The 23,323-nt window shown below is 40.5% G+C and carries 27 protein-coding genes; 13 read left to right on the forward strand and 14 right to left on the reverse strand.

Annotated elements, in window-relative coordinates:
* Window positions 1-219: 219 nt before the first annotated feature.
* Complete coding sequence (locus tag AC0VXY_RS12140; protein WP_475527863.1) at window positions 220-1,854, reverse strand: AMP-binding protein; 1,635 nt, start codon at window positions 1,852-1,854, stop codon at window positions 220-222.
* A 383-nt stretch (window positions 1,855-2,237) separates the two neighbouring features.
* Here AC0VXY_RS12140 and sda point away from each other — a divergent pair, with 383 nt between their 5' ends.
* Complete coding sequence (gene sda / locus AC0VXY_RS12145) at window positions 2,238-2,372, forward strand: sporulation histidine kinase inhibitor Sda (RefSeq protein ID WP_034758885.1); 135 nt, start codon at window positions 2,238-2,240, stop codon at window positions 2,370-2,372.
* Window positions 2,373-2,447: 75 nt separating this feature from the next.
* On the opposite strand, the gene AC0VXY_RS12150 is transcribed toward sda, so the two are convergent.
* From AC0VXY_RS12150 to AC0VXY_RS12160, 3 genes are all read right to left on the reverse strand, one after another.
* Complete coding sequence (locus tag AC0VXY_RS12150; RefSeq protein WP_475525396.1) at window positions 2,448-2,585, reverse strand: hypothetical protein; 138 nt, start codon at window positions 2,583-2,585, stop codon at window positions 2,448-2,450.
* Between the two features lie 172 nt (window positions 2,586-2,757).
* Window positions 2,758-3,999: a 2-oxoglutarate dehydrogenase complex dihydrolipoyllysine-residue succinyltransferase gene (gene odhB, locus AC0VXY_RS12155; RefSeq protein WP_435990498.1), complete on the reverse strand. Its 1,242-nt coding sequence runs from the start codon at window positions 3,997-3,999 to the stop codon at window positions 2,758-2,760.
* A 19-nt stretch (window positions 4,000-4,018) separates the two neighbouring features.
* Entirely contained in the window at window positions 4,019-6,865 is a 2,847-nt protein-coding gene (locus tag AC0VXY_RS12160; RefSeq protein ID WP_435990497.1) for a 2-oxoglutarate dehydrogenase E1 component, read from the reverse strand.
* A 552-nt stretch (window positions 6,866-7,417) separates the two neighbouring features.
* On the opposite strand from AC0VXY_RS12160, the gene AC0VXY_RS12165 reads away from it, so the two are divergent.
* Entirely contained in the window at window positions 7,418-7,930 is a 513-nt protein-coding gene (locus AC0VXY_RS12165) for an Hsp20/alpha crystallin family protein (RefSeq protein ID WP_475525397.1), read from the forward strand.
* 17 nt (window positions 7,931-7,947) lie between these two features.
* Here AC0VXY_RS12165 and AC0VXY_RS12170 read toward each other — a convergent pair whose 3' ends face one another.
* A complete protein-coding gene (locus tag AC0VXY_RS12170) occupies window positions 7,948-9,357 on the reverse strand; it encodes a HAMP domain-containing sensor histidine kinase (RefSeq protein WP_475525398.1) in 1,410 nt (469 codons plus the stop codon).
* Window positions 9,354-10,031 carry a response regulator transcription factor gene (locus AC0VXY_RS12175; protein WP_435990494.1) on the reverse strand — a complete coding sequence of 226 codons (678 nt, stop codon included), beginning with the start codon at window positions 10,029-10,031 and terminating at the stop codon, window positions 9,354-9,356. The genes AC0VXY_RS12170 and AC0VXY_RS12175 overlap by 4 nt, the downstream gene beginning before the upstream one ends.
* A gap of 376 nt (window positions 10,032-10,407) precedes the next feature.
* Here AC0VXY_RS12175 and AC0VXY_RS12180 point away from each other — a divergent pair, with 376 nt between their 5' ends.
* The 5 genes from AC0VXY_RS12180 to AC0VXY_RS12200 all read left to right on the forward strand — a co-directional run bounded on the left by AC0VXY_RS12180 (window position 10,408) and on the right by AC0VXY_RS12200 (window position 13,036).
* Window positions 10,408-10,593: a hypothetical protein gene (locus AC0VXY_RS12180; RefSeq protein WP_435990493.1), complete on the forward strand. Its 186-nt coding sequence runs from the start codon at window positions 10,408-10,410 to the stop codon at window positions 10,591-10,593.
* 374 nt (window positions 10,594-10,967) lie between these two features.
* Window positions 10,968-11,693, forward strand: coding sequence for a LamB/YcsF family protein (locus tag AC0VXY_RS12185; RefSeq protein WP_475525399.1), 726 nt, complete (start codon window positions 10,968-10,970; stop codon window positions 11,691-11,693).
* 55 nt (window positions 11,694-11,748) lie between these two features.
* On the forward strand, window positions 11,749-12,042 hold the full coding sequence (locus tag AC0VXY_RS12190; RefSeq protein ID WP_475525400.1) for a hypothetical protein: 294 nt from the start codon (window positions 11,749-11,751) through the stop codon (window positions 12,040-12,042).
* A gap of 9 nt (window positions 12,043-12,051) precedes the next feature.
* On the forward strand, window positions 12,052-12,573 hold the full coding sequence (locus AC0VXY_RS12195) for a 2'-5' RNA ligase family protein (RefSeq protein ID WP_435990490.1): 522 nt from the start codon (window positions 12,052-12,054) through the stop codon (window positions 12,571-12,573).
* 55 nt (window positions 12,574-12,628) lie between these two features.
* On the forward strand, window positions 12,629-13,036 hold the full coding sequence (locus AC0VXY_RS12200; protein WP_475525402.1) for a secondary thiamine-phosphate synthase enzyme YjbQ: 408 nt from the start codon (window positions 12,629-12,631) through the stop codon (window positions 13,034-13,036).
* 101 nt (window positions 13,037-13,137) lie between these two features.
* Here the strand turns inward: AC0VXY_RS12200 and AC0VXY_RS12205 are convergent, their stop codons facing one another.
* Window positions 13,138-13,527, reverse strand: a complete 390-nt coding sequence (locus AC0VXY_RS12205; protein WP_475525403.1) for a thiol-disulfide oxidoreductase DCC family protein — start codon at window positions 13,525-13,527, stop codon at window positions 13,138-13,140.
* 210 nt (window positions 13,528-13,737) lie between these two features.
* Between AC0VXY_RS12205 and AC0VXY_RS12210 the strand changes: the two genes are divergently transcribed.
* Window positions 13,738-14,592, forward strand: a complete 855-nt coding sequence (locus tag AC0VXY_RS12210; protein WP_475525404.1) for an STAS domain-containing protein — start codon at window positions 13,738-13,740, stop codon at window positions 14,590-14,592.
* 717 nt (window positions 14,593-15,309) lie between these two features.
* Here the strand turns inward: AC0VXY_RS12210 and AC0VXY_RS12215 are convergent.
* Entirely contained in the window at window positions 15,310-15,801 is a 492-nt protein-coding gene (locus AC0VXY_RS12215) for a hypothetical protein (protein WP_475525405.1), read from the reverse strand.
* Window positions 15,785-16,270, reverse strand: coding sequence for a hypothetical protein (locus tag AC0VXY_RS12220; protein ID WP_475525406.1), 486 nt, complete (start codon window positions 16,268-16,270; stop codon window positions 15,785-15,787). Before AC0VXY_RS12220 ends, AC0VXY_RS12215 begins: the two co-directional genes overlap by 17 nt.
* 133 nt (window positions 16,271-16,403) lie before the next feature.
* Between AC0VXY_RS12220 and AC0VXY_RS12225 the strand changes: the two genes are divergently transcribed.
* Window positions 16,404-16,601, forward strand: a complete 198-nt coding sequence (locus AC0VXY_RS12225; RefSeq protein WP_435990484.1) for a hypothetical protein — start codon at window positions 16,404-16,406, stop codon at window positions 16,599-16,601.
* Between the two features lie 449 nt (window positions 16,602-17,050).
* A complete protein-coding gene (locus AC0VXY_RS12230; RefSeq protein ID WP_435990483.1) occupies window positions 17,051-17,242 on the forward strand; it encodes a hypothetical protein in 192 nt (63 codons plus the stop codon).
* Window positions 17,243-17,341: 99 nt separating this feature from the next.
* Here AC0VXY_RS12230 and AC0VXY_RS12235 read toward each other — a convergent pair whose 3' ends face one another.
* Both AC0VXY_RS12235 and AC0VXY_RS12240 read right to left on the reverse strand, forming a co-directional pair.
* Entirely contained in the window at window positions 17,342-17,707 is a 366-nt protein-coding gene (locus AC0VXY_RS12235; RefSeq protein WP_475525407.1) for an aminoacyl-tRNA hydrolase, read from the reverse strand.
* A gap of 57 nt (window positions 17,708-17,764) precedes the next feature.
* Window positions 17,765-18,094: a hypothetical protein gene (locus AC0VXY_RS12240; protein WP_435990481.1), complete on the reverse strand. Its 330-nt coding sequence runs from the start codon at window positions 18,092-18,094 to the stop codon at window positions 17,765-17,767.
* A gap of 169 nt (window positions 18,095-18,263) precedes the next feature.
* On the opposite strand from AC0VXY_RS12240, the gene AC0VXY_RS12245 reads away from it, so the two are divergent.
* The 3 genes from AC0VXY_RS12245 to AC0VXY_RS12255 are packed head-to-tail and all read left to right on the forward strand — an operon-like array spanning window position 18,264 to window position 19,520.
* Window positions 18,264-18,857, forward strand: a complete 594-nt coding sequence (locus AC0VXY_RS12245) for a TetR/AcrR family transcriptional regulator (RefSeq protein WP_475525408.1) — start codon at window positions 18,264-18,266, stop codon at window positions 18,855-18,857.
* Between the two features lie 4 nt (window positions 18,858-18,861).
* A complete protein-coding gene (locus AC0VXY_RS12250; protein ID WP_435990479.1) occupies window positions 18,862-19,206 on the forward strand; it encodes a DMT family transporter in 345 nt (114 codons plus the stop codon).
* Window positions 19,206-19,520, forward strand: coding sequence for a DMT family transporter (locus AC0VXY_RS12255; RefSeq protein ID WP_435990478.1), 315 nt, complete (start codon window positions 19,206-19,208; stop codon window positions 19,518-19,520). Before AC0VXY_RS12250 ends, AC0VXY_RS12255 begins: the two co-directional genes overlap by 1 nt.
* A gap of 38 nt (window positions 19,521-19,558) precedes the next feature.
* Here AC0VXY_RS12255 and AC0VXY_RS12260 read toward each other — a convergent pair whose 3' ends face one another.
* Genes AC0VXY_RS12260 through AC0VXY_RS12270 form a run of 3 tightly spaced genes read right to left on the reverse strand, consistent with a single transcriptional unit; the run spans window position 19,559 to window position 23,302 of the window.
* Window positions 19,559-20,665, reverse strand: a complete 1,107-nt coding sequence (locus AC0VXY_RS12260) for a Ger(x)C family spore germination protein (RefSeq protein WP_475525409.1) — start codon at window positions 20,663-20,665, stop codon at window positions 19,559-19,561.
* Entirely contained in the window at window positions 20,662-21,771 is a 1,110-nt protein-coding gene (locus AC0VXY_RS12265) for a GerAB/ArcD/ProY family transporter (RefSeq protein WP_475525410.1), read from the reverse strand. Before AC0VXY_RS12265 ends, AC0VXY_RS12260 begins: the two co-directional genes overlap by 4 nt.
* Window positions 21,755-23,302 (reverse strand): spore germination protein, encoded by a 1,548-nt coding sequence (locus AC0VXY_RS12270; protein ID WP_475525411.1) that lies wholly within the window; start codon window positions 23,300-23,302, stop codon window positions 21,755-21,757. Before AC0VXY_RS12270 ends, AC0VXY_RS12265 begins: the two co-directional genes overlap by 17 nt.
* Between the last annotated feature and the right edge of the window lie 21 nt (window positions 23,303-23,323).

The raw sequence follows: 23,323 nt of genomic DNA on the forward strand, positions 1-23,323 counted from the left end.
GAAGACTCCTACGGGAAAAGCGGAATGGGTAAGACCCCGCAGGAGCGTCAGCTGTGAGGAGGCTTGCCTTCCGTCCGAGGAAAGCGAAGTCTTGCACGGAAATTAACAGCGGTTTAACGTGTGATCCTAACTAATTGTTTGATTTTCCATGTTTAGAGGAACTGGATTTCGTTATGTCCCATCCTCATACTTTACAGGGAAACGCTTACAATTTTTTAATTACTTTTTTTGAATGGCGGTTTGCTTCGCCTGCTCTTTTAATCGGAATTTTTGGATTTTACCGGAGGCAGTCATTGGGTAGGAATCTGTAAATTCAATATATCTTGGGATTTTATGCCGCGAAATCTTACCGGTGCAATACTCTCTGATCTCTTCAGAAGTCGCAGTCTGTCCTTCCTTCAGAATGATCCAGGCCATGACCTCTTCACCATAAACCTCATCTGGAATCCCAATGACCTGTACATCCAACACCTTAGGATGGGAATAGAGGAACTCTTCAATCTCTCTCGGGTAAATGTTCTCACCACCTCGAATGATCATATCTTTTAATCTTCCTGTTATCCTGCAATATCCATGTTCATCCATAACGGCTAAATCACCCGTATGGAGCCAGCCTTCATCGTCAATGGCAAGCCTTGTCGCTTCTTCATTCTTATAGTACCCTTTCATGACGTGATATCCACGGGTACATAATTCTCCCTGGACTCCATATGGAATTTCCCGATTTGAACCGGGCTCTACAATTTTCACTTCGACATTCGGCAAGGATTTCCCAACGGTTTCGACCTTTAATTCAATCGGATCATGGGTGCGTGTCTGGGTGATCACGGGGGATGACTCAGTCTGGCCATATGCGATCGTGATTTCATCTGCTCCCATTTTTTCCATGACCCCTTTCATCACTTCAATCGGACAATTACTGCCTGCCATGATACCCGTGCGAAGATGGGATAGATCATATTGATCGAAATCCGGGAGATTTAACTCGGAAATGAACATGGTAGGCACTCCATGAAGGCCTGTGCACTTTTCATCCTGGACCGTCTTCAGGACCTGACGGGGATCGAATTCCTGTAACGGGACCATTGTGGCCCCTACGGAAACACAAGCAAGTACCCCCAGCACGCATCCGAAGCAATGAAAGAAAGGGACTGGAATGCATAAACGATCTTCATTACCAAGTCTCATGCATCCGGCAATATTATGCCCGTTGTTTACGATATTGGAGTGAGTGAGCATGACCCCCTTCGGAAACCCTGTCGTCCCTGACGTATATTGCATATTGATGACATCATGAGGAGATAGGCTGGAAAGTCTTTCATCAAGCTCTTTATCTTCCACTTCTTTCCCTTTCTCCATAATATCCTGCCAGCTATATGTACCCGGATAGGAATTCTTCCCTAAAACAATCACATTTTTTAAGAAAGGCAGTTTTTCACTTTTTAATTCCCCCGGCTCGGAAGATTTCAATTCCGGACAGATTTCATAGAGCATGTCTATATATGACGCACCTCTGAATTCTTCCATCAAAATAATGGTCTGACTGTCAGATTGTCTTAGCAAATATTCTAATTCAGCACTTCGATAATTTGTGTTCACTGTGACCAGTACTGCACCCATTTTCCCGGTGGAGAACTGGCTCACTAACCATTCAGGGGTGTTTGATGCCCAAATGGCGATATGATCTCCTTTATTCATACCAAGATTCATGAAGCCTTTTGCAGCCTGTCTGCACAATTGGTTAAATTCGTGATATGACCACCTCAACCCCCTGTCAGCATAGACAACCGCTTCAATGTCCGGCTGAATACGTGCTTTTTCTTCAAGAAGATCCCCTACTGTAGTGTGTAAAATCTCCGACAAGTGATTTTCCCCCTTTGTTATGACCCCTTATAAATTGGAACCTACCCTAAGTGATTCAAGAGGTGAAATTTCAGTTCCTTATGCGTGTATATTATCACAAAAATTTAAATTTTCAAACTAATCAACACATACCTGTTAAAAACAAGTTAAATAGTCGGTGCCCCGTTGTCGACAAAATCCAACAAGTCCTACATGGTATAACCGGATTATATAGACAAAAAACGTCTTCTTTAAACCAAATTCACCAAAACAACTAAAAATACAACTTTAGACGGAAATTATGAAAAAACACTTTTCAAATGAATGTTTTCTATGTAGAATAAATAGAAAATATAGAAAATTCTATATTTTATACATTTCCTGGGAGGTTGGTCATGAAAATCTTAAGTAATGAACAGTTGGTGGCAGCTTATCGTGATGCTGAGAAACAAGGGAATGATCAAGACTGGATATCGCTTCTTAAGAAAGAAATTCGTAACCGTGGATTGAAACCTTTTAGGAAATCTTGACGCTTTAAATAAACAAAAAAATTGAAAATCAACTTATCTCACCCCCTGAGATACAAATTGATGACAGACTCAAGTTCATTTGAGTCTGTCTTTTTTTACGACTTTAAATCCATGATATTCCTCTATTTGCTTAAATTGATCGCGATCGAGAAGTCCGATCTTATGGAATAAATAAGAGTACCAAAGCACTTTTTTTGAGTGATAAGCGTTCATTTCCCCCACCCTCTCCGATTATTGTCCATAAGTTTCCTAAAAGCAACTTTATTTTATTTAACCATATTTTATGTATTTGGTGAAAATACGTGAAAAAAAAGCTGACTCATATACCACAAGGGGTCATATGAATCAGCCAAACATTCATCTATTATTATTCAATCAGAGTTGCTTACCCTTCAAGAAGTAAATCTTCAGGGTTTTCAAGTAAGTCTTTAACCATTGCCAGGAATCCAACAGCTTCTTTTCCATCAATGATTCTATGATCATATGATAAAGCAATGTACATCATCGGACGATTTTCCATTGTGTCTTTATCAATGGCTACAGGACGAAGTTGGATTTTATGCATCCCAAGAATTCCAACCTGTGGTCCATTTAAGATCGGTGTTGACAGTAATGAACCGAACACCCCACCATTTGTAATGGTGAATGATCCTCCTTGCAGGTCACCAAGGGATAACTTGTTGTTTCTGGCCTTAGTAGCCAGTTCCATGATTTCCCCTTCAATTTCTGCAAAGTTCTTACGTTCACAGTCACGTACGACAGGTACAACCAATCCATCATCCGTGGATACGGCTACGCCGACATCGTAGAATTTCTTAAGGACGATTTCATCCCCGTCAATTTCACCGTTCACATAAGGGTACTTCTTAAGCGCTGCTACCACTGCTTTTGTAAAGAAACTCATGAAACCAAGTCTTACATCATGGTCATCAAAGAATTTGTCCTTTTTACGTTTACGTAACTCCATGACTTTACTCATATCAATTTCATTGAATGTCGTCAGCATGGCAGCTGTTTGCTGAACTTCGACTAAGCGTTTTGCAATCGTTTGACGGCGACGGGACATTTTCTCACGTACCACTGGCTTTCCATCATCTTTCTTAGCAGGAGCCTTCTTCTCTTGCACAGAAGGTTTAGAAGGAGCTTCAGCCGGTTTATTGCTGTAGGCTTCAATGTCCTGCTTGCGCACACGGCCAAGGGGATCTGTTGGAACATCAGAAAGGTCGATGCCTTTTTCACGTGCTAGCTTACGAGCTGCCGGTGAAGCGATTGGACGATTCTTTTTGTCTTCTTTGGATGGCGCTTCTTCGGATGTGTTTTCTGCCTTCTCTTCTTGCTTTGAAGCAGGCGCTTCTTCCTTCGCTTCAGAAGTGGAAGGGGCCGGAGCTTCTCCTCCTGCACCAACAATGGCAATCACTTGCCCGACTTCAACAGTATCCCCTTCATCTGCTTTTAGCTCTTGGATCGTACCTGCTTCTTCTGAAATGACTTCAACATTTACTTTATCCGTCTCAAGCTCGACGATATATTCGCCTTTTTCAACATAATCACCCGGTTGTTTGAGCCATTGTGCAATCGTACCTTCTGTAATTGATTCTGCTAATTCTGGAACTTTAATTTCTGCCACTGTGATGTCCTCCTCTTTCTTATCGAGTTAACGCTTCGTTAATAATTCGTGATTGTTCTTTTTTGTGTACAGTTGGTTCACCTTCTGAAGGACTGGAACGTCTGCGACGTCCTACATAGTACACTTCCACACCGTCAGGAGCTATATCACGAAGTCGTGATTCTGCAAATGTCCAAGCACCCATATTCTTAGGCTCTTCTTGGATCCAAACCAATTCTTTGAGGTTTGGATACCTTTCTAAGATAGATGTGATGTCTCCTTTAGGGAAAGGATAAATTTCTTCTATTCTAAGAACATGTAACCAATCTTTATCCTCGATATCTTGAAGCTTTTCTTCTAGATCAATTGCCATTTTCCCACTGCATAATACAACGCGCTCAACCGCATCTTGGTTTTCTCCAAGACCCTTCTGCTCAAGGACCGAATGGAATTCCCCATTGGCAAGCTCTTCGGCTGTGACCGCTGCAAATTGATTTCGCAGCAAGCTTTTCGGTGTCATAATAACCAGAGGTCTGACTTCTTCCTTCTGTAAAATGGCTGCCTGACGTCTTAGAATGTGGAAGTACTGACCTGCAGTGGAACAATTGGCTACTGTCCAATTATATTCCCCACCCAGCTGTAAGAATCGCTCTAAACGAGCGCTTGAGTGTTCAGGACCTTGTCCTTCGTATCCATGGGGAAGGAGCATGACAAGACCTGTTTTTTGTCCCCATTTCGCCCGACCGGCTGAAATGAATTGATCAAACATCACTTGTGCCATATTGGAGAAATCACCAAATTGAGCTTCCCATAGAACAAGGGTTTCCGGAGCAAAGACATTATACCCATATTCATATCCAACAACCGCAGTCTCTGTAAGAGGGCTGTTAAGAACGACAAACGATGCATGACTATCTTCAAGATTGTGTAAAGGAATATATTCTTCTCCGGATTTCTCATCATGCAGTACAAGATGGCGCTGAGCAAATGTACCACGTTCGGAGTCCTGACCAGTCAATCGTATTGGGGTGCCATCCTTTAAGATGGATGCAAAGGCAAGAGTCTCGGCATGTGCCCAATCGATCTTTCCTTTTCCTTCAAATACCTGGCTGCGCCTCTTTAAAATACGTTCTAATTTCTTGAACACATTAAAGCCTTCAGGCCATTGAAGCAATTCACTGTTCAGCCCTTCAAGCTTTTTGAAATCGACGCTTGTATTGATTTCAGGCAGGCCATTGGCAACATACTCTGGTGGAGCAAGGACCGTATCGGGATCATCGTCTTTGGCAGGTACTTTTTCATACGCCGCTTTCAATTCTTCTTCGATTTCAGTATCCATTTTCTCGACGTCAGCATCTGTTACGATACCTTCTGAGATGAGTTTGTCAGCATACATCTTCTTAACATTTGGATGATCCTGAATGACTGAATACATCAATGGATTCGTTACCATCGGTTCGTCCATTTCATTATGACCAAAACGTCTGTAGCCGATTAAATCAATGACAAAGTCTTTACCGAATGTTTTACGATATTCATAGGCAAGGACTGCTGCAGCAAGACAGGCTTCCGGATCATCCGCATTGACATGCACAATTGGCACTTCAAAGCCCTTGGCCGTATCCGATGCATACTTTGTCGAACGTGAATCACGGCTTTCAGTTGTGAAACCAATCATGTTGTTGGCGATGAGGTGAATCGATCCACCTGTATTGTATCCGCGCAGTTGACTCATATTTAACGTTTCGGCAACGACACCTTGACCCGGGAAGGCAGCATCTCCATGTATCATGACTGCATATGATGCTTCAGGAGACTGCTCAGGATAGCCTTTATCTTCACGGACTTCCTGGGCTGCACGTGTGTACCCTGCAACGATCGGACTGACAACTTCCAAGTGACTCGGGTTGTTGGCAAGCGTCACCCGTGCACGGGCTGTCGGTGACTGCTGTGGAGAAATTTCACGGTCTGCCCCCAAATGATACTTAACGTCTCCCGTCCATCCAAATGTGATGCCGATTGATCCTTCAGAAGGAATTAAGTCCTTACTCGGAGCGTGTTGGAATTCTGCGAAGATCATTTCGTATGGTTTCCCGATGACATGTGCCAAAACATTCAGACGTCCTCGATGAGCCATTCCGATATTGACGGTTTTAGCACCTGATTCAACAGAATAACGAACCATCTCGTCCAGTAATGGAACCATCGTGTCCAATCCTTCAATTGAGAAGCGCTTTTGACCAACAAAGGTACGATGAACATATTTCTCAAATCCGTCCACTTGGGCAAGACGCTTTAATAACGAAATTTTCTTTTCTTTAGAAAGTGGAGGGAAATAGGATTCCGACTCTATCTTTTCCCTTAACCAATTTTTCTCTTCAAGCTCATGAACATGAGCATATTCGAATGCCAACTTATTTGTGTAAACCTGTCTTAAGTGCTGAATGGCCTGAAGACCGTCTTTTATATGAGAAGGTGCATTAGGGCATAAGAAATCAACAGGTATTTGCTTTAAATCTTCTTCTGTTAGATTAAACTCAGAAAGTTCAATTCTTCTTGTATCCTTATTCCGGTCATTCAGGGGATTAATATCCGCAGCTAAGTGACCATATGTACGAATATTATCTGCTAATTTAACCGCAGCCACCATTTTACTCAATGCAGTAGGCTGTTCGGGCAGTGTAAACGATGAATCACCGTGTTGGGCGCTCGCGATCACCTTTACGTCTTCAACGGTGGGAGGCCCCCATTGTTCGAATAATTCCTTTAATTCAGGATCTACTTCTGATGGATCTTCAAGGAATTGTTCATAAACCTCCATTACATAACCAAGGTTTGGTCCGTAAAACGATTGCCACGGTTCCCCTTTTGCAGATTGCTTTTTCATTGTGAAAAACCTCCAACTATTTTGCCAGTTAGTATAATTTGGGTATCATGTATTCTTACAATTTAATCAACGGTATTCATTATGCAAGAATAGTAATTTTTAATACATAAAAACGCTTACAAGGATATTTTATCACTGTGCAGTAGTAAGATAAAGTCTTTATAACAAATTTCTCAAAATTTTGTTTTCCGTACGTATAATGCGAATATTACTTATATTCCCATAATATTTTACATGAAAACCTTTCCGTATAACGACTATTCTGAAATAATATTTTATTAAGCGCTTTCTCTTTCACCTTCTTGTATCCCTATGTCAGGGTACTTTTTTCATAAACCATCTTACTACTGTTACCTAAAAAAACCAAATATTTTTTGTCATTTTCTACGATTTTTTGTTTAGTTCTATGTTTATAGAGTCATAGACAAAGCTTTTTCAGTCGCAACATCCTCTTGCATCTCCAAAAATGAACTCATCGCCCACCCAATGCATAGGATAGAACCAGAAGGAAACAAAAGGGTTATTTACTATGTTTAAAGTGAGGTGGTTCACATGTTCCCATGGAGTTTATTCCCTTTCAATAAAAACATGAAAGATCAAATGAATCAAATGAACCCTAAAGAAATGGATAACTATATTCAAGGAATGATGAAAAAGATGTTTCCTGACGGTTGGGATAGCATGATGAATCCGAATGATATGATGAATGGGGCACAATCCTTTATGAATCCGATGGGCAATCAGGGGCAGCAAACGAAACGCGAGGAAGAATCCAGATCTACTTCCGCCATTCCTACCAGTGTGTTCGAAACCTTTGAAGATATCTATATTCGTTTCCAGGTACCGAATGAGGAGTGGATGAAGCATCTGAAGATTTTTCACACGTCAAATCAGGCAATCATTGAGAACATACCCGGCTGTGAGGAAAGACAAGTGATCACCCTCCCTTGTCTGGTAAAGAAAAAAGGTGCTGTCGCTCAATATAAAGAAGGGATCCTGGAACTGAAAATCCCTAAAAGCATTGACATGCAGTACACAGAAATAGACGTCTCAGAAAAATATTGAGACGTCTATCTGTAAATTCAATGGATTTGTTTAAGGGATAGGCGAATGACGGTCCCATCAGGATGGTTTCCACTGGCCGTGATGTCACCTTCATAGTTTTGGACCAACTTCGAAGCGATGGCGAGTCCCAGCCCGTATCCACCTTTCTCGCGGCTTCTTGCTTTATCCACACGATAAAAGCGGTCAAATATTTTCGGAAGATCTTCTTCAGGAATACCAATCCCCTCATCCTTGACTTCGATGATAACGTCTTCCTGAGAGTCCATTAGCTTCACTTCTATGGTCGAATGTTCATCAGAATACTTCACGGCATTATCCAACAGGATGATCATGATCTGCTCCAAGTGCCTCGGCATGATGGTTACCACCGCTTCGTGGTTTAAATCATCAAAACAAGAAAAAGTGTATTCCTGATGAAGAAACCTAAAGTCCCTCATCACTTTATCCACTATTTTCTGAACATTTGCCCTGGCATTTTCCAAATCGAATTTTTCCCGGTCCGCTCTGGAAAGCTCCAACAATTCACCTACAAGCCGCTTCACTCTCTCAAGTTCATCTAATGATACTTGTAAAGATTCCTCCAGTATGGTTGGATCCTTTTTCCCCCAACGATTCAATAATGCAAGATGCCCTTCAAGTACCTGAATGGGTGTTCTCAATTCATGTGAAGCATCCTCCACAAATTGCTGTTGCTGTTGAAACGATTTTTCGATCTGACTCATCATTTTATTAAAGATCTGAGATAAGTCACTGATTTCATCATGGGCCTTAACAATCTCTACTCTTTCGTGAAATCCTTTTCTTTCGATGGACCTCATTGTTTCAGAAAGTTTATTCAATGGGCGGACAAAGCTTTTCGCCATAGAATAACCTATGACCGCACTAATCAGAAGAGCAAGGATACCCGTAATTGTCATCATCCAAAAAAGATTTTTCATGATGTTTTCATAACGGTTCAATGGCTGTATGATTTCTACATATCCATTAAATCGAGTTGATTTGATGGGTGAACGCCCAATGAGCATTTTCTTTCCTTCAGATTCTATAAGTTCCACGGATTTATCTTTGACAGGTTGAAATGGTACATAGAAGGCAGACTCATTTTCACCCCTGATTTCCAATACTTGTTCCCCATGACGATCCAATATCCGTATCGTCTGGTCTTTTTCGGCTATTTGTTTCATTAGATCCCGGCTATCATAAATGTCCTGGAGCTGGATATCGTTCCCTCTCTGTTTAAAGAAGACAGTAATTTCATCCAAGACCCGGCCGAAATTACTTTCTTCTTCATCAATCATCCATTTATTAATGGCATGATATTGAAAAAAACTGAATAAAAAAAAGGCAAGGAATATAGCTGACCCGGCTGCTAATGCCCACTTCACCTTAAGAGAAGAAGGCTTAAGGCGATTGATGAATGTATTCATGTTCTCATCACATAGCCGGTCCCACGGACGGTCTGGATATAACTCTCTTCGTCTTTAGAATCTATTTTATTCCTTAAGTACCTTACGTAGACATCTACAACATTCGTTTCTACTTCAGTGTCGTAACCCCATACTTTATTGAGGAGGACTTCACGGGTCAACACAATATTCTTGTTCTCTAAAAAAGCAAGTAAAAGGTCGTACTCCCGTTTGGTTACGTCAATTTCATCTTCAAGCTTAAAAACTTGCCTGGATTCCTTGTATACGATGATATCCCGATAATGAAACGTGGTCTGTTGTGTAGCTTCCTCTTTTACGGCGCGCCTGAACACAGCCCTTAGCCTTGCTAACAACTCTTCAATAGCAAAGGGTTTGACGATATAATCATCCGCCCCGCTGTCAAGCCCTGATACCCGGTCCATTACGCTGTCCCTTGCCGTAATCATCAGGATCGGGATGGCTTTGACCTGCCTGATTCTTCTGCACACTTCCAATCCATTCAATCCGGGGAGCATCAGGTCAAGGAGGATGATGTCCCATTCTTCGTTTAGGGCTTGATCGAGACCATCTCTCCCGTCATAGGCCAGGCCGACTTCGTATCCTTCATATTTCAGTTCCAATTCAATGAATCGGGATAGATTTTTTTCATCTTCAATGACTAAGATTCTTTTCACACAATCACCCGCTCTAAATCTTAATACCCTTTATTTTAATTTATTTTTGTTGAAAATAAAATCGTTTAGGGCATGGAATATTTCAATGCCTTGATACGTCATTAATGTTATTGCCGTAAAGCTGAAAAATAAAATAGGAATAATTCGAATCCACATGGTTCTAACCTCCCTTTTATCACTACCCTCATTTTCCTCCTGTATCATTAAAATAAAATGAGAAAAAGGTGAGTTTTCATTAAGAGATAAACCAATTTACATAATTATATTATAATCATCTGCATTACTCTGTTTGTTATTCCATATAATGTTTCATTCTCTTCATAATGTGGTAGATATATCCATAAACATAGTTAGAAAGCAAAAGGGGGAGAAATGTATGACTTGGATCGTGGTGATTGTTTCTTTCTTTATCCTTATCGTCCTGTCGGAAGAATTGGTTTATTACCTGTTACGAACCAGGATTATGGAGAATCGGCCAGAGAGGAAAAGAAATGCAGGAAAAATGAAAGAATGGCTCTATAAAATGAAACTAAAACCCAATAACGGGCAACATAACCACTGACAGGCGGAGAACAACTTCCCTGTCTATTTTTTTGATTCTATAGATACAAAAAAAGAAGACAAAAGCTTCAGCAAGGCTTTTGTCTTCAAAGGAAAGAAATTAGAATGGGTCTTACATAATAAAGATTTAAACAGATTAGAAAGCTACCCCACTTTCATTCTGTTTAGGGAGTGATAAATCCTTATTCATAAGCAAGATTCATTGTAACGCCTGAAAAAGTGAACTCAATTAAAACAAGATTAAAATTTGATGAGAAAATTCATGTTTTTATTAACAGACTGTTTCCCGAACAGACAAATGGACATACTTTTATGATATCATGAAGAAGAATTCAGAATGTTACAATACATTCTCATGCTCGAAAGGATGAAAAAATGAAAATTGATTTAAATTGTGATTTAGGGGAAAGTTTTGGTGCATATACGATAGGAAAAGATGAAGAAATGATGAACTATGTTACATCCGTCAATATCGCTTGCGGTTTTCATGCGGGAGATCCCCTGGTGATGAAACAAACTGTTGCAAACGCATTGAAGCATCAAGTGAAAATGGGGGCGCATCCCGGGCTGCCAGACATCCAGGGATTTGGAAGAAGAATGATGCACATCTCGCCTGAAGAGACTTATGCTCTCATTCAATACCAGATAGGGGCATTATATGCTTTTATAAAATCGCAAGGCGGGAAACTTTCACATGTAAAACCACATGGAGCCTTATACAATATGGCTGCAAAGGATTTCACATTGGCTAAAGCGATTGCTGAAGCCGTTTACGACCTTGACCCCACCCTCACTTTATTCGGCCTCTCACAAAGTGAACTTACAAGGGCTGGTGAAGAAGTCGGCTTGCATGTGGCACATGAAGTATTTGCCGATCGTGCCTATCAATCCGATGGTACATTAACTCCCCGCTCTCTTCCTCATGCTGTCCTTCATGACGGGGATGAAGTGGAAAGACAAGTTCTTCGGATGGTAGAAAAACAAGAGGTGATCTCCATTGATGGGAAAACCGTGCCCATCCAGGCAGACACGATTTGTCTCCATGGAGATAATGAAGCGGCCCTATCTCTGGCCAAGCGTCTATACGAAAAGTTACGTTAGGGAAGCATTCGAAAAAAATGAAAGAAATAGCTATAAGGAAGATGGGGGCTGAATCGTGAAAAAGACATTTTTATTAATGGGATTAAGGTGGATGTTCATCTTTCTTATAGCTTTTGTCATTGTGGTATACGGATACAAACGGAGTATTTTGCACAGCAGTATTCAATCCTCCATTCGTACGGTGGCACCGGATTCGACCGTTGTGGGAATCATTCAGACCCATACCACAAAGAGCCGAGGAAAAATCTATAAGGCTCTCTATAAAACAAAAGAAGGAAGATGTTTCAGGGCATCATTCGATCGCACATCGTATACACTCATTGAAAGTCAAGAATCACCTTGCCAGTAAAGGAGCATCATGATGAAAAGAGCAATCCATATCTTCCCTTCATTTCATTCAGTTGAGAAAATCCAGGAGATCAGAAACCGATATGACCCTCTGTCGGATAAAATCCCTCCCCACATTACACTCGTTTTTCCTTTTGAATCTTTTATTCCCCAAAGTGAAATACTGGCTCATATAGAATCAGTAGCGAAGCATATTTCTCCATTCAGCCTGACCTTAAAGGATGTGACAGGTTTCGGCGGGGAATTTTTATTCTTGAATGTAAAAAAAGGCAACGACTTTCTTATAGAATTACATGATGAGTTGTATAAAGGAATACTGGCGCCTTATCGGGATCCCCATTTTACATACTCGCCCCACATCACACTTGGACGGCCAGGAAACAGAGAAGAATATATCACTGCCCTTAAAAAGTATAAGGATTGGAGGGAAAGCTATCATACGGAGGTAACGGAGATTACGTTAGAACAAATAGGTGAGGACAATGTGGCCAACGTCATCGGCCGTGTCCCCCTTAATAAAAACAGGTTTTAACTTGGACCTATTGTGGAATGTAAACGAATAGGTCTAATAAGGGAAGGGTTTAATTATGATCAAAACATTAACCATTGATACCAAGAAGCGTGATGAAATGATCGACATTACTCGTTACGTACAAGACATCATTAACCGGTCTGGAATGACAGAAGGTCTTGTGGCGGTGCAGTCCTTACACACAACAGCCGGTATCACGGTAAACGAGAATGCCGATCCCGATGTGAAAACCGACTTCATTCGCCGATTAGACGAACTTTACCCATGGAACCACACGTCAGATCTTCATGGTGAAGGAAATACAGCTGCGCATTTGAAAACCAGTACCGTCGGCCATTGTCAGACGATCATCGTGTCAAATGGTGATCTATTATTGGGGACTTGGCAGGGTATATACCTTTGTGAATTCGATGGACCCCGTTCAGGAAGAAAGGTGTCCGTTAAAACGATTCAAAATGAGTAAGACTTTTATTGTTTAATTGGGAAATAGACCCTGGAACTCGTCCAGGGTCTATTCAATTTGTGTGATTCTTTTCCTCATCCTATTTCCCAGTTCAATTGTGCTTATTCTATGAATCGTTCCCGAATTTCCTTTGAAGGAATCATGCATGATTCCTGTTTCCCAAACCATTTGTATCTATTTCTTGCAATAATCCTGTATATGCTGTCTCTTAAAGGCTTCGGAATGGCGAGAAACAGACCGAAAATTTTCCATGGCCAAATCAGTTCAGAACATACTTTCAAGGCTGCTGTTGATTCAATGGAAGCATGATCCCCATCAACCAATACGAAGCTGTCCGTCGTTTTAGGTATGTTATGCTTCTCTAATAACTTCTGTCCTGTCTCACTTTGTAGCGAGGCAAATCGAAATGCCCCTCTTGCATCACGCTTGATGATAAACCGGACACTATTATTGCAAAAATTGCATATGCCATCGAACAAAATGATACGCAAGTAAATCACCCCTCGTCATAGGCGGATTTCAATTCCCTTTTACTATAATATAATCAAAAAAAAGTTTCTCCTCATATGCCTGAACGGGATGTTCCTCTTTAGAGAAAAGTATAATTTCATCAGATTCTATGATATACTATATTACCATTAATAGAGATTATTTCGTACTAGAATAAATACACATGCAGTATAAGGAGTTGGCTGAAGAAAATGAGAGACGAATTATTTTATTTTGGGAAACAAATTGTTTCCCATAAATCCGAAATCGCTCAAGGTGTTATTCGCTACCAGGAACAGAATTTTTCTGATCAGCTTACGTTATCGGGACTGAAGATGGAACAAGTCACCGAATGGCGCAAGCAATTAATCGAAATCCTCGGACAATCTTTGTACGAAGACAAAGTAGAATCATCATTAAGAGTAAAGGAATGGACTGATAAAGTGGGGAAAGCGGCTCTTGAGAATGGAATACCTCTCAATGAAGCCCTAAAAACCCTATCAGGTTTCCGTACTGCCATTTGGGATATATTCATTGATCAATTGAAGGATAATCAAATCTCAGCCTCCCTTATGCTTCAAGTAAATAAAGAAATCAATCCCATTCTTGATGAAATTGCGTACCTGTTAAACGAATTATCCAGCACTCAGCAAAAGGATCAGATCGCCCTCATCCACACTGCCATGGATGAACTCTCGGCCCCGGTTGTACCCATCGCAGAAAAGATTGCGATTCTGCCCCTTATCGGGGAAATTGATACCGATAGAGCAAATGCCATCATGGAAACGGCGTTGAAAAAAAGCTCTGATCTTCAATTAGACTATCTATTTATAGATATTTCCGGTGTTGCCATCATGGACACGATGGTATCCCATAATATTTATCAAATCATCTATGCGCTAAAAATGATGGGTGTTCAATCCGTCTTAACCGGTATCCGGCCAGAAGTGGCTCATACACTGGGGAACCTCGGCATTACTTTTGAGGATCTGAAAACAAGCGCAAGCCTGAAAAAAGCTCTGGAAGATATCGGCTTCACTCAATACGAAGTGGTCCTCTCCGTCTAAAAAAGTGGGTGGGACATAACTAAATCCATTTCCTCTAAAGATGAACAATCAAAAATTAGTTGGGCTTGCTTGCTTCAACGCTATTGATTTCCGTGCAAGACTTCGCTTTCCTCGGGCGGAAGGCGAGCCTCCTCGTCGCTTTCGCTCCTGCGGGGTCTCACCTATTCCGCTTTTCCCGTAGGAGTCTTCGTCTTGCACTCCAATCAATAGCTGATCCTGATATATACATTGAATCTGCTTTAGCAATAATATAAGGGCCATTTCATGTACAGACTATAGTTTTCGAATGTTCGATCATTTGGGATGTGTCGGCGCAGAATGAGTCATTCACTTAGGTTAGAAAGAGAATTTGTATAAGTAACGGTCATCAGTCACTGCAACTCATAGAAAAAGAGTTAGTGAGTTAGTGTATCCAATGGAAAGCAATCTCGACATAACAATGTTTAGTAAAAGACTTACGCTTCGGAAGTTGATTGGAACGGAAGGTGCTCGACTCCTGCGGGAAACGCGGGAAAGTTGAGACCCCGCAGGGCAAAGCCCGAGGAGGCTCAACTCACGCCCCGCGGAAAGCGAGCACCTGGAGCGGAAATCAACCACTACTCACTAAATCAAAAACGATCAATCCGAACGATTTCGATTTTCAAAAAAGAATTTCGAATGATCGTTCGGATATTCTTTCACTAAACATTTTTGTCCCAACCTCTTTCTATTTGAAAACTATTGGCTTTCTTTTCTTATTTGATGATGTACAAGAAGTTGAATACTTTGAACTGCCATATAGATAGGGATGGACCAATACATCTTATATCCCTTGTCAAAGTGGAAGATTCCGATCTTCACTGTAAACCACTCCATTAAGAGGGAGAACGCGGTCCAGATCAATATGTATGCAAGGTTCATAATCCCCGTAATTCTCAGTTTACGATAGATATAAATAAAAAAATAACTATAGGGTCCATACATAATATAACTGATAAAATCTATCCCCTGATAGGCAGAACTATCGTTTACATCATAAAAGTCCCATGGCGGGATGCTGATGGTATGATCATAGAACATGCCCACGGATATTCCATAAATGAAATAACTCGTCCCTTCAAGGAAGGAGAAGATTTTTGGAGTTACCCATATCAACAAAAGAAGACTGACCAGACTAATGATGATGAACCATTCATTCAAATCAAAGGATCTCTCATATACCCTGTCCATGCCTTCCCTCCTCCTTCTTCTGGAAATAGTATAGTCCCTTCCCCATCCATATACAGAATACTAAATACACCCCATTGACGATGACTGTATTAAAAAGACTCCAATCCGGATAGGATAGAGATTGAAAATACAGGTGAAGGACGTCCAATACACTGATAAAAAACAAAAGACTTATATAACAAAGCATTTTTTCGCTTCTCTTTTTATAATTCAAGTACCCATTCACCATGATCACACCCACCAAAGGTAAAATACATTCCCGGTTAATGAGCAGACTGATGAACTGAGTGACATCCACGGAAGCGTTCATCCATTCTAGGTTATTCGTCATAATGGTAATATAATTAGTGGAAATAATGGATAACACCATAAATTGAATGAAGTTAGCAGTAAATGTTAGTTTCTTCTTCATAAAGAGAGAAATGTATATCAACATGATCAATACGGTAATAAAGAGAGGGAGCGACATAAGAATCTCCTATACTTTTTTTCTTTATTCTTCCCTTAAACCCTTCATCGCATAACACTTCGAAAGCACTAAGATGTTTGAATTATTTGACTTGGGGAAAATAAGGAAGAAGAAGAAGCAAGGAGGTAAATCGATGAGACATGAAACGATAAACCCTAAATATGGAACAGACGAAATCAAAGAAATTTTCGTAGATGGATTGCAACGAGACCTGTCAACTGAAGAGGAAACCCTTCTATCTGGATGGACCCGCACATTCGATAAGAGTGAGAAAGCAACCATCATCAATATGATGAAGGAATTACTTAATAAACATAAAAGACACGACTGAACATCGGGCAAAATCAGTTTGGAATATGAAAAAGGCAGTCCCTTCTATAGGGCCTGCCTTCTTCATTTTCTCTATATGGAACTCCTCTTATATATCACTTGTTACTTCTAATAGTTTATCGATGTCGACGCGATAGATGGGGCGATTGATATCTTCTTGTCCAAGTTCTATGGTATCTTCTAGTACTTCGTCTATATTCATACTTATAAATACCTCCCAAAGTTGTTAAAATCTGAATGCGCTGAAAGATGATCCATCATCTTCACTATAAAATACGAATCCATCCATTCCTTCATGGGGGTACTTTACAAATAGTTTGATCTGATAATTGTATATAATATCAGAAAGTTGAGTCAAGTAATCATATATGTTATCGTTAGACAATCATAGATTCTACTTAAATAGTACTAGATGGGTAGAATGGCTCTCTCCTTAAAGGAGGCAAACTTATGAAACGTTTTTCCATGCTTCACGTACCTAAGGGTTTCAGGCATAGAGGTCGACCAGCTGTTACCGTTCATGTCTTACCTGTTCATAAAGAATACTTTGCAATAGGTAAATCATTAAAGGGAAACGGTAAAGCTGCCAACAACAATGAAAAACTAGCCGCATATTATGCGTATCTAGATACATTAAAATAAACGCTTATCTCTATAGAAAAGCTGATCAGAACCTCATCTGATCAGCTTTTTTGCGATATTGGCAACGGTTTATAACGGTATGTATTGACATACGTTGATCTAATCTTTTAATAGAGACAAATGACCGACCATTTCCTTAGCTTCATCTTTTCCCATCGGAGGTAGTGCTGTTACAGTCAAGGACCCTTCTTTTATTTCAGTTAACCCACTGTCATGTATGCTGAAATATCCTTTCTTCTCTAACTTCTCCAGTTCTGCTGTTTTCCCCTTTAAAACCACTTTTTTCATGCCCGTCTGCACCCATTCTATAAAATCCGCCTGCCTGTTTTGGAAAGGAGAATCCTTTGACATCATCGTCAATGTACTCAATGTGGCGGCATGTGCCACTTGAGCAGCGGTCTTCCCTTTCGACATCGATAAATCTTTATTAACAATAAAATATTGCACAAGGTCCCTTTTCGTCATATGCATGATCATTCCTATCATAATTGTTTTCAGTATTATGGTTTTATCCTAACACAATTACTTCCTTCTTAGTTTTACCTCATTATTATCAATCGAGACTATTCTGACCTCCTCCCCGATGTTGTAATCAAGATATTCTTCGCAATCCACTGAATACGTATGACCATTATCAAATTTCATGGCACATGAGGAACCATTTTGTGGGGGGTTAAGTTGTTTCCCCGTCTTGATTCCTAACGGACCGTGTCCATCTCTTGCGGGAAAGTACTTCTCTTCGATTACTACCCAGTCACCCTTCGTACTAACCACTATTTTCAAAATCAATAAACACACCAGCGTTAAAACCAATACACTGAGAATCGTCGTTTTCCACCATAAGATTTTCATGCGAATCCCCTTCCCCCCGTTTAAAATCAACAGAAGATTATATGTATGGGATAGGGTGATCATTCGAGTGTATTATTAAAGAGTGACCATTTTGTTACTTGCATTTTGCTGAAATGGGTTTTATAATTAAACTAACGACCGTTAGTTAGTTTAAGGGAGAGGGATCATCGTGAATGATAATAAGCGGCTGATAAAAAATGTGGCTCTGGATTTATTTGGTCAAAAGGGCTATGAAGATACATCTTTAGCAGAAATCGCAAAGGAGGTCGGAATTAAAAAACCTTCTATTTATAATCATTTTCGCAGTAAAGAGGATCTTTTTATCGAAGTAATAGAGGACTTGATTGTATCAGAAGTGACAGCGTACAGAAAAGCGGAAGGTACCATGAATCATCAAGAACCCCTTAAAAATATCAAGGTGCTTTTCGATTTGTTCTGTCACCGTTTGATGACAACGAAAGAAGCTTTACTGTGGAAAAGGGTAACATTCTTTCCTCCTGAACAGTTTAAGGATTTAATACAGGAGCAATTCATTCACTTCGAAAAGGTTACCACATCCATCTTAGTCTCGGTATACAAGGAAGGCGTTAACCAAGAAATGTTTCAAGGGGTCACGGAGGATGAATTTGTGGCGTCGTTTTTATGTCTGGTTGACGGTGTCTTTCTGGAGCATCACTATTACACGGATAAAATATTTCAACAACGAATCGAATCGGCTTGGAAAGTTTATGCACTTGGAATATCAAGCCGAAAAGGAGAGTAGCATCATGGGCTGGCTATATGTGATTATTGGGGGAATTCTTGAAATTGGCTGGGCAACCGGATTATCCCTTTCAGAAGGGTTTACAAAACCGGTGCCCAGTATCATTACGGCATTCCTCATTTTAGTGAGTTTTTACTTTTTTTCTCAATCAATGAGACTCCTGCCAATCGGGACAGCATATGCCGTCTTCACGGGTATCGGTGCAGCAGGCACGGCTGTGGTTGGTATGCTGTTCTTGAATGATGGGATGAGTATATTGAAGATTGCATTCATCTCTTTACTCATTTTTGGAGTCATTGGACTAAAGATGAGTGATAAAGAAGAAACAGATACTGGGGGTGGCTACTGATGGCTTGGGTGTTTCTCATCTTTGCAGGGTTCTCCGAAGTGATCATGGTGACATTCATGAAGCTTTCAGAAGGATATAAAAGATTTGTCCCTTCCTTGATCAGTTTCACAGCGGGAGCCATGAGCTTTTACCTGTTGTCTCTATCCCTGCTGGATATTCCCGTAAGCACAGGCTATGGGATTTGGACCGGCATCGGTTCTGCAGGTGCTGTGCTCATGGGGATGATTTTTTTCAATGAAACAAAGGATGTAAAAAGGCTTTTTTTCATCTGCTGTATTGTTGGAAGCATCATCGGCTTAAAGATTGTCTCTTGATCATGAAACTTGGTCCAGTACTTAAATGTGCTGGACCTTTAGTTTATGATCCCGTGCCCTATAATATCGACTTTTATGGTTGGTACGATTGTGATTTCAGGATAAGCTTCATCCCAATTTATTTTTTCCCACGTTTTGGGATGGAACGCCATCAGCTCCCTGCCAATTCCGAATAAATCTGAGTTTGCCAATTGAATCTTCTCAATCATCTCTTCTGCATCTTCTGTTAATTTCTTTGAAATCTCATCATTGAGTTTCTTTAATTTCTTCTTATCGGTTAATTTATCCTGGGGGAATTCGACGATTGATACTTCCATGGCCACGTCAATCCCCACCTTTATATTATCCGGTGCATCTGAAATGATTTTGAGCTTTGCCTTGGATTCTCTAACATTATAGGTAATATAATTATCCACGTTCAGACGTTTATCATTATCAATTTTGGATATAAAACGGGCAAGCTTTGCCCTTTTGTTGTTCATGATCAGGAATAATGATGATTCCTTAAACGTTAAAACACCAGATAATGAATTCTTATGAAAAATACCCGTACCGTCTAATATGACCTCGCCATCCTTTAATTTTAAGAGAGGCAGGGCAAAGTCCTTTCCTTCATCGAACATAAATGTGCAGACCGTTTGTAAATTCTGTTTCGGAACGCCCGTGGCGGACTCAGCACTCGTGAGTAATTCAATCAAAAACTCTGAGATCAGCACGTTTTTTTCACTCAATTTAGAGAGGATGTCTTCTCCATCCCCTTCCACCACGGCAAGTTTTGCTGAAATCGAACTATTTGGATCACGGTAAAAAATATCCAAAAACTTATAAATATCCTTTTTGGCTAGTTCTTCCCCTAATAAAAATATCCGGTTTTTCGACGGCTCAAATGCCCCGGAAATCTTTCTGTCCATTACCATCCGTGTTTCACGTATGGTCTTCCCTTCGCCCTGGACCATTGTATTTGTAGGGGTTCCATTCTTGAAATCCCGGATGATCGCAGTGGATCGGATCGTTTCATCATCCAACAAATCAAAAGAAGAAGAAAAAACAAGCCTTCCATTTCGAAGCAACCGCTGATCCCAACAGCCAGTTAAGAAAGGGAGCATAACAATAAGAATGCTGATGATGATCCATTGTTTTTTCATGCGTCTTCCCCTCTTTCTGCTTTCTTGAAAAGATATGAAATGCTTAATAACGAAACAGGTATCACCAAAATATAGAGATACGAAAGATTGATCACCATTTTATTATAGATCTCCATTTCTCCTTCTTTACCTGGAATTAATGCAATGACATACGCCATCATTCCAAATAACATAGTATAAATGTACCGTTTACGTTTAAACCACTTGAACGTATGAATACTCCCTTCTGTAGATAAAAAAAGATAACTTGTCAGGGAGGTGATGACATTGACGACCCATAATGACATGAATACTAAATCAATCCTCTCAACTATCTGTAAATAAAGGGATTTTACAAAGTAAAGAACCGGTTGGGGAACGATGACTATTTCTTCAGGACTGAAGGTAATAAGGCTGACGATGGTGAGAAACGTATAAGTCAGTGTCACAAACAGGTTCGCAATCAATGCTGAATACAAGACAGAACGTTCACCATTGTGTTGAAAATACGGAAACAGAAATAGCAGCAATTCAAACCCTAACATTGAAAAGTATGCTTCTTTTGCTCCCTTTAAAATCTGCATACCACCGGATTGCCCGATTGGTAATAGATATCTCCATTCGACGGGATAAGTGGCCAACACCACCACAGAAATCAGGAGAAGAAAAAAGATTAGACTCGATACCACTACATATACATCGCTAATTGCAGCAACCTTTTCCTTCCCCAGGTAAATTCCAGTAAAAATCAATAAAAACGTGACGATCCATTTTGGTGTAAGGGGAAGCACCCACGTATTTATGATAGCGGTCGAGTACATCAATATTAACGCCGTGACCAGAACCCCATAAATAATAAAAGAAATATTCACCATCGATCCTGCAACTTTACCCAAAAGTTGTCGGGAATACTGAAAAAGGGATTTCTTAGGAAATCTTCTCCCCAATACCCAGAAGAGTACGATGAGGATCTGTACAATGAAACCGGCAAGCAATACAGAGATCCACGCATCTGCCTTCGAAACAGAAAATACGCTGAATGGAAGTCCGAGAATCCCTACTCCGATTTGGGTTTGAATAATAAAGAATATTAATTGGATGGAAGTGAGGTTAGTCTGCATCTTCATTTTTTTTCCATCCCCGGGAATCCGACGTTTTCCATCTGTATAGTGACCGTAAATCCTTTGGCCGCTTTTTCATCAGCCATACAGGAAGCCGAATAAACGTATCTTTCAGTCCGTTAACATCAAGAGGGGCTACCGGGTATAAATAATGATGGCCCACCGACTTCAGATTGGACATGTGGATTAAGAGGAGCATCAGTCCGATGACAATTCCAAGCACGCCGAATAGTGCTGCAGCTACCATAAGAGGGAATCCCAATATCCTCACAGAAGTGCTCAACTCATTTGAAGGAATGACAAAAGAAGAAATCGCTGTGATCGCCACGACAATAACCATCGTATTAGAAACCAGGTTGGCTTCTACAACAGCCGTCCCAATGACCAGACCTCCTACAACCCCGATGGTTTGGGCAATCGGATTGGGAAGCCGTATCGCTGCCTCACGCAGCAATTCCAATGTAAGCTGCATGATCGCCGCCTCAATCAATGGTGGAAACGGCACGTATTCAAGTGAGCTTTTTATCGAAAAGATAATTTCAACAGGGATGATCTCATAATTATAGGAAATGACGGCGATATAAAAAGCCGGTAAACAAAGGGTGGCAATAAAGCTGATCAACCTGATGAAACGAATAAAGGACCCAATGAATGCGCGATTATTATAATCCTCCGTTGTTTGAAAAAAGCTGAAAAAGTTCACAGGAAAAATAAGCACAGTCGGACTTCCTTCCATCACCATGGCCACTCTTCCCTCCATAAGGTTTCCCACCACACGGTCCGGACGTTCCGTATTCAAAAACTGTGGAAATGGGGAAAAAGAATTATCTTCCAGAAATTCTTCAAAATACCCGGGTGATTGTATCGAATCGCTCTCAATATAGCTGATTCGATGCTCTATGGTGTTCACTATCTCCATATTCGTCAGATCGGATAAATAAACAAGTGAATACTTCGTTCTTGTCGTCTCCCCTACACTCGAATGTTTCACAGTCAACTTCGGACTCGAGATTCTTTCACGGATAAGGTGGATATTTTCCGAAATATTTTCACTGAACCCCTGATGTGATCCCCTGATCACCTTCTCATTAATCGGCTCATTCCGGTTGGAAGGAATCTTTGGCATACTTATGAACGTAATCCATTCACTATCTTCCTGTAAGATGATACAGTGTCCATCCACCATAGAACTTAATGCCTCTTCTAAATGAATCGTTTCTTTCACACTATTACTGCTTACGGAATCTTGAATCGTTCCGCCCTCTTTTTCTAGGAGGGGCTGGATGATATATGTCTGTAGGCTTCTATTATCAATGACAGAATCTAAAAAAAGGATGGTCATTCTTTTTTCATTAAAGGTCAAGTTTCTTATTTTCAGGTCATCCGTGTGAAAAAGACCTTCCTGAAAATAGTACACCTTCTCGTCCATTGTTAGGGCTTCAATGACAACTTCTTCTTTTACTGAAAGGAGCTGCTTCGGCTTTCTTCTATTCTTATTGTTAAAGGAACTCATATTTGCACCTTCAGTCAGAATCATTTTTTTACTATGCTCCCCAAA

The sequence above is a fragment of the Rossellomorea sp. QJM3NY_18 genome, assembly GCF_056173145.1.

Excerpts from the sequence above, each read along its gene's own strand:
- sda (WP_034758885.1), top strand. The coding sequence starts at position 2,238 with ATGAAAATCTTAAGTAATGAACAGTTGGTGGCAGCTTATCGTGATGCT.
- AC0VXY_RS12150 (WP_475525396.1), bottom strand. The coding sequence starts at position 2,585 with ATGAACGCTTATCACTCAAAAAAAGTGCTTTGGTACTCTTATTTATTC.
- AC0VXY_RS12160 (WP_435990497.1), bottom strand. The coding sequence starts at position 6,865 with ATGAAAAAGCAATCTGCAAAAGGGGAACCGTGGCAATCGTTTTACGGA.
- AC0VXY_RS12165 (WP_475525397.1), top strand. The coding sequence starts at position 7,418 with ATGTTCCCATGGAGTTTATTCCCTTTCAATAAAAACATGAAAGATCAA.
- AC0VXY_RS12170 (WP_475525398.1), bottom strand. The coding sequence starts at position 9,357 with ATGAATACATTCATCAATCGCCTTAAGCCTTCTTCTCTTAAGGTGAAG.
- AC0VXY_RS12180 (WP_435990493.1), top strand. The coding sequence starts at position 10,408 with ATGACTTGGATCGTGGTGATTGTTTCTTTCTTTATCCTTATCGTCCTG.
- AC0VXY_RS12185 (WP_475525399.1), top strand. The coding sequence starts at position 10,968 with ATGAAAATTGATTTAAATTGTGATTTAGGGGAAAGTTTTGGTGCATAT.
- AC0VXY_RS12195 (WP_435990490.1), top strand. The coding sequence starts at position 12,052 with ATGATGAAAAGAGCAATCCATATCTTCCCTTCATTTCATTCAGTTGAG.
- AC0VXY_RS12200 (WP_475525402.1), top strand. The coding sequence starts at position 12,629 with ATGATCAAAACATTAACCATTGATACCAAGAAGCGTGATGAAATGATC.
- AC0VXY_RS12210 (WP_475525404.1), top strand. The coding sequence starts at position 13,738 with ATGAGAGACGAATTATTTTATTTTGGGAAACAAATTGTTTCCCATAAA.
- AC0VXY_RS12215 (WP_475525405.1), bottom strand. The coding sequence starts at position 15,801 with ATGGACAGGGTATATGAGAGATCCTTTGATTTGAATGAATGGTTCATC.
- AC0VXY_RS12220 (WP_475525406.1), bottom strand. The coding sequence starts at position 16,270 with ATGTCGCTCCCTCTCTTTATTACCGTATTGATCATGTTGATATACATT.
- AC0VXY_RS12225 (WP_435990484.1), top strand. The coding sequence starts at position 16,404 with ATGAGACATGAAACGATAAACCCTAAATATGGAACAGACGAAATCAAA.
- AC0VXY_RS12230 (WP_435990483.1), top strand. The coding sequence starts at position 17,051 with ATGAAACGTTTTTCCATGCTTCACGTACCTAAGGGTTTCAGGCATAGA.
- AC0VXY_RS12235 (WP_475525407.1), bottom strand. The coding sequence starts at position 17,707 with ATGACGAAAAGGGACCTTGTGCAATATTTTATTGTTAATAAAGATTTA.
- AC0VXY_RS12240 (WP_435990481.1), bottom strand. The coding sequence starts at position 18,094 with ATGAAAATCTTATGGTGGAAAACGACGATTCTCAGTGTATTGGTTTTA.
- AC0VXY_RS12250 (WP_435990479.1), top strand. The coding sequence starts at position 18,862 with ATGGGCTGGCTATATGTGATTATTGGGGGAATTCTTGAAATTGGCTGG.
- AC0VXY_RS12255 (WP_435990478.1), top strand. The coding sequence starts at position 19,206 with ATGGCTTGGGTGTTTCTCATCTTTGCAGGGTTCTCCGAAGTGATCATG.
- AC0VXY_RS12260 (WP_475525409.1), bottom strand. The coding sequence starts at position 20,665 with ATGAAAAAACAATGGATCATCATCAGCATTCTTATTGTTATGCTCCCT.
- AC0VXY_RS12265 (WP_475525410.1), bottom strand. The coding sequence starts at position 21,771 with ATGAAGATGCAGACTAACCTCACTTCCATCCAATTAATATTCTTTATT.
- AC0VXY_RS12270 (WP_475525411.1), bottom strand. The coding sequence starts at position 23,302 with ATGATTCTGACTGAAGGTGCAAATATGAGTTCCTTTAACAATAAGAAT.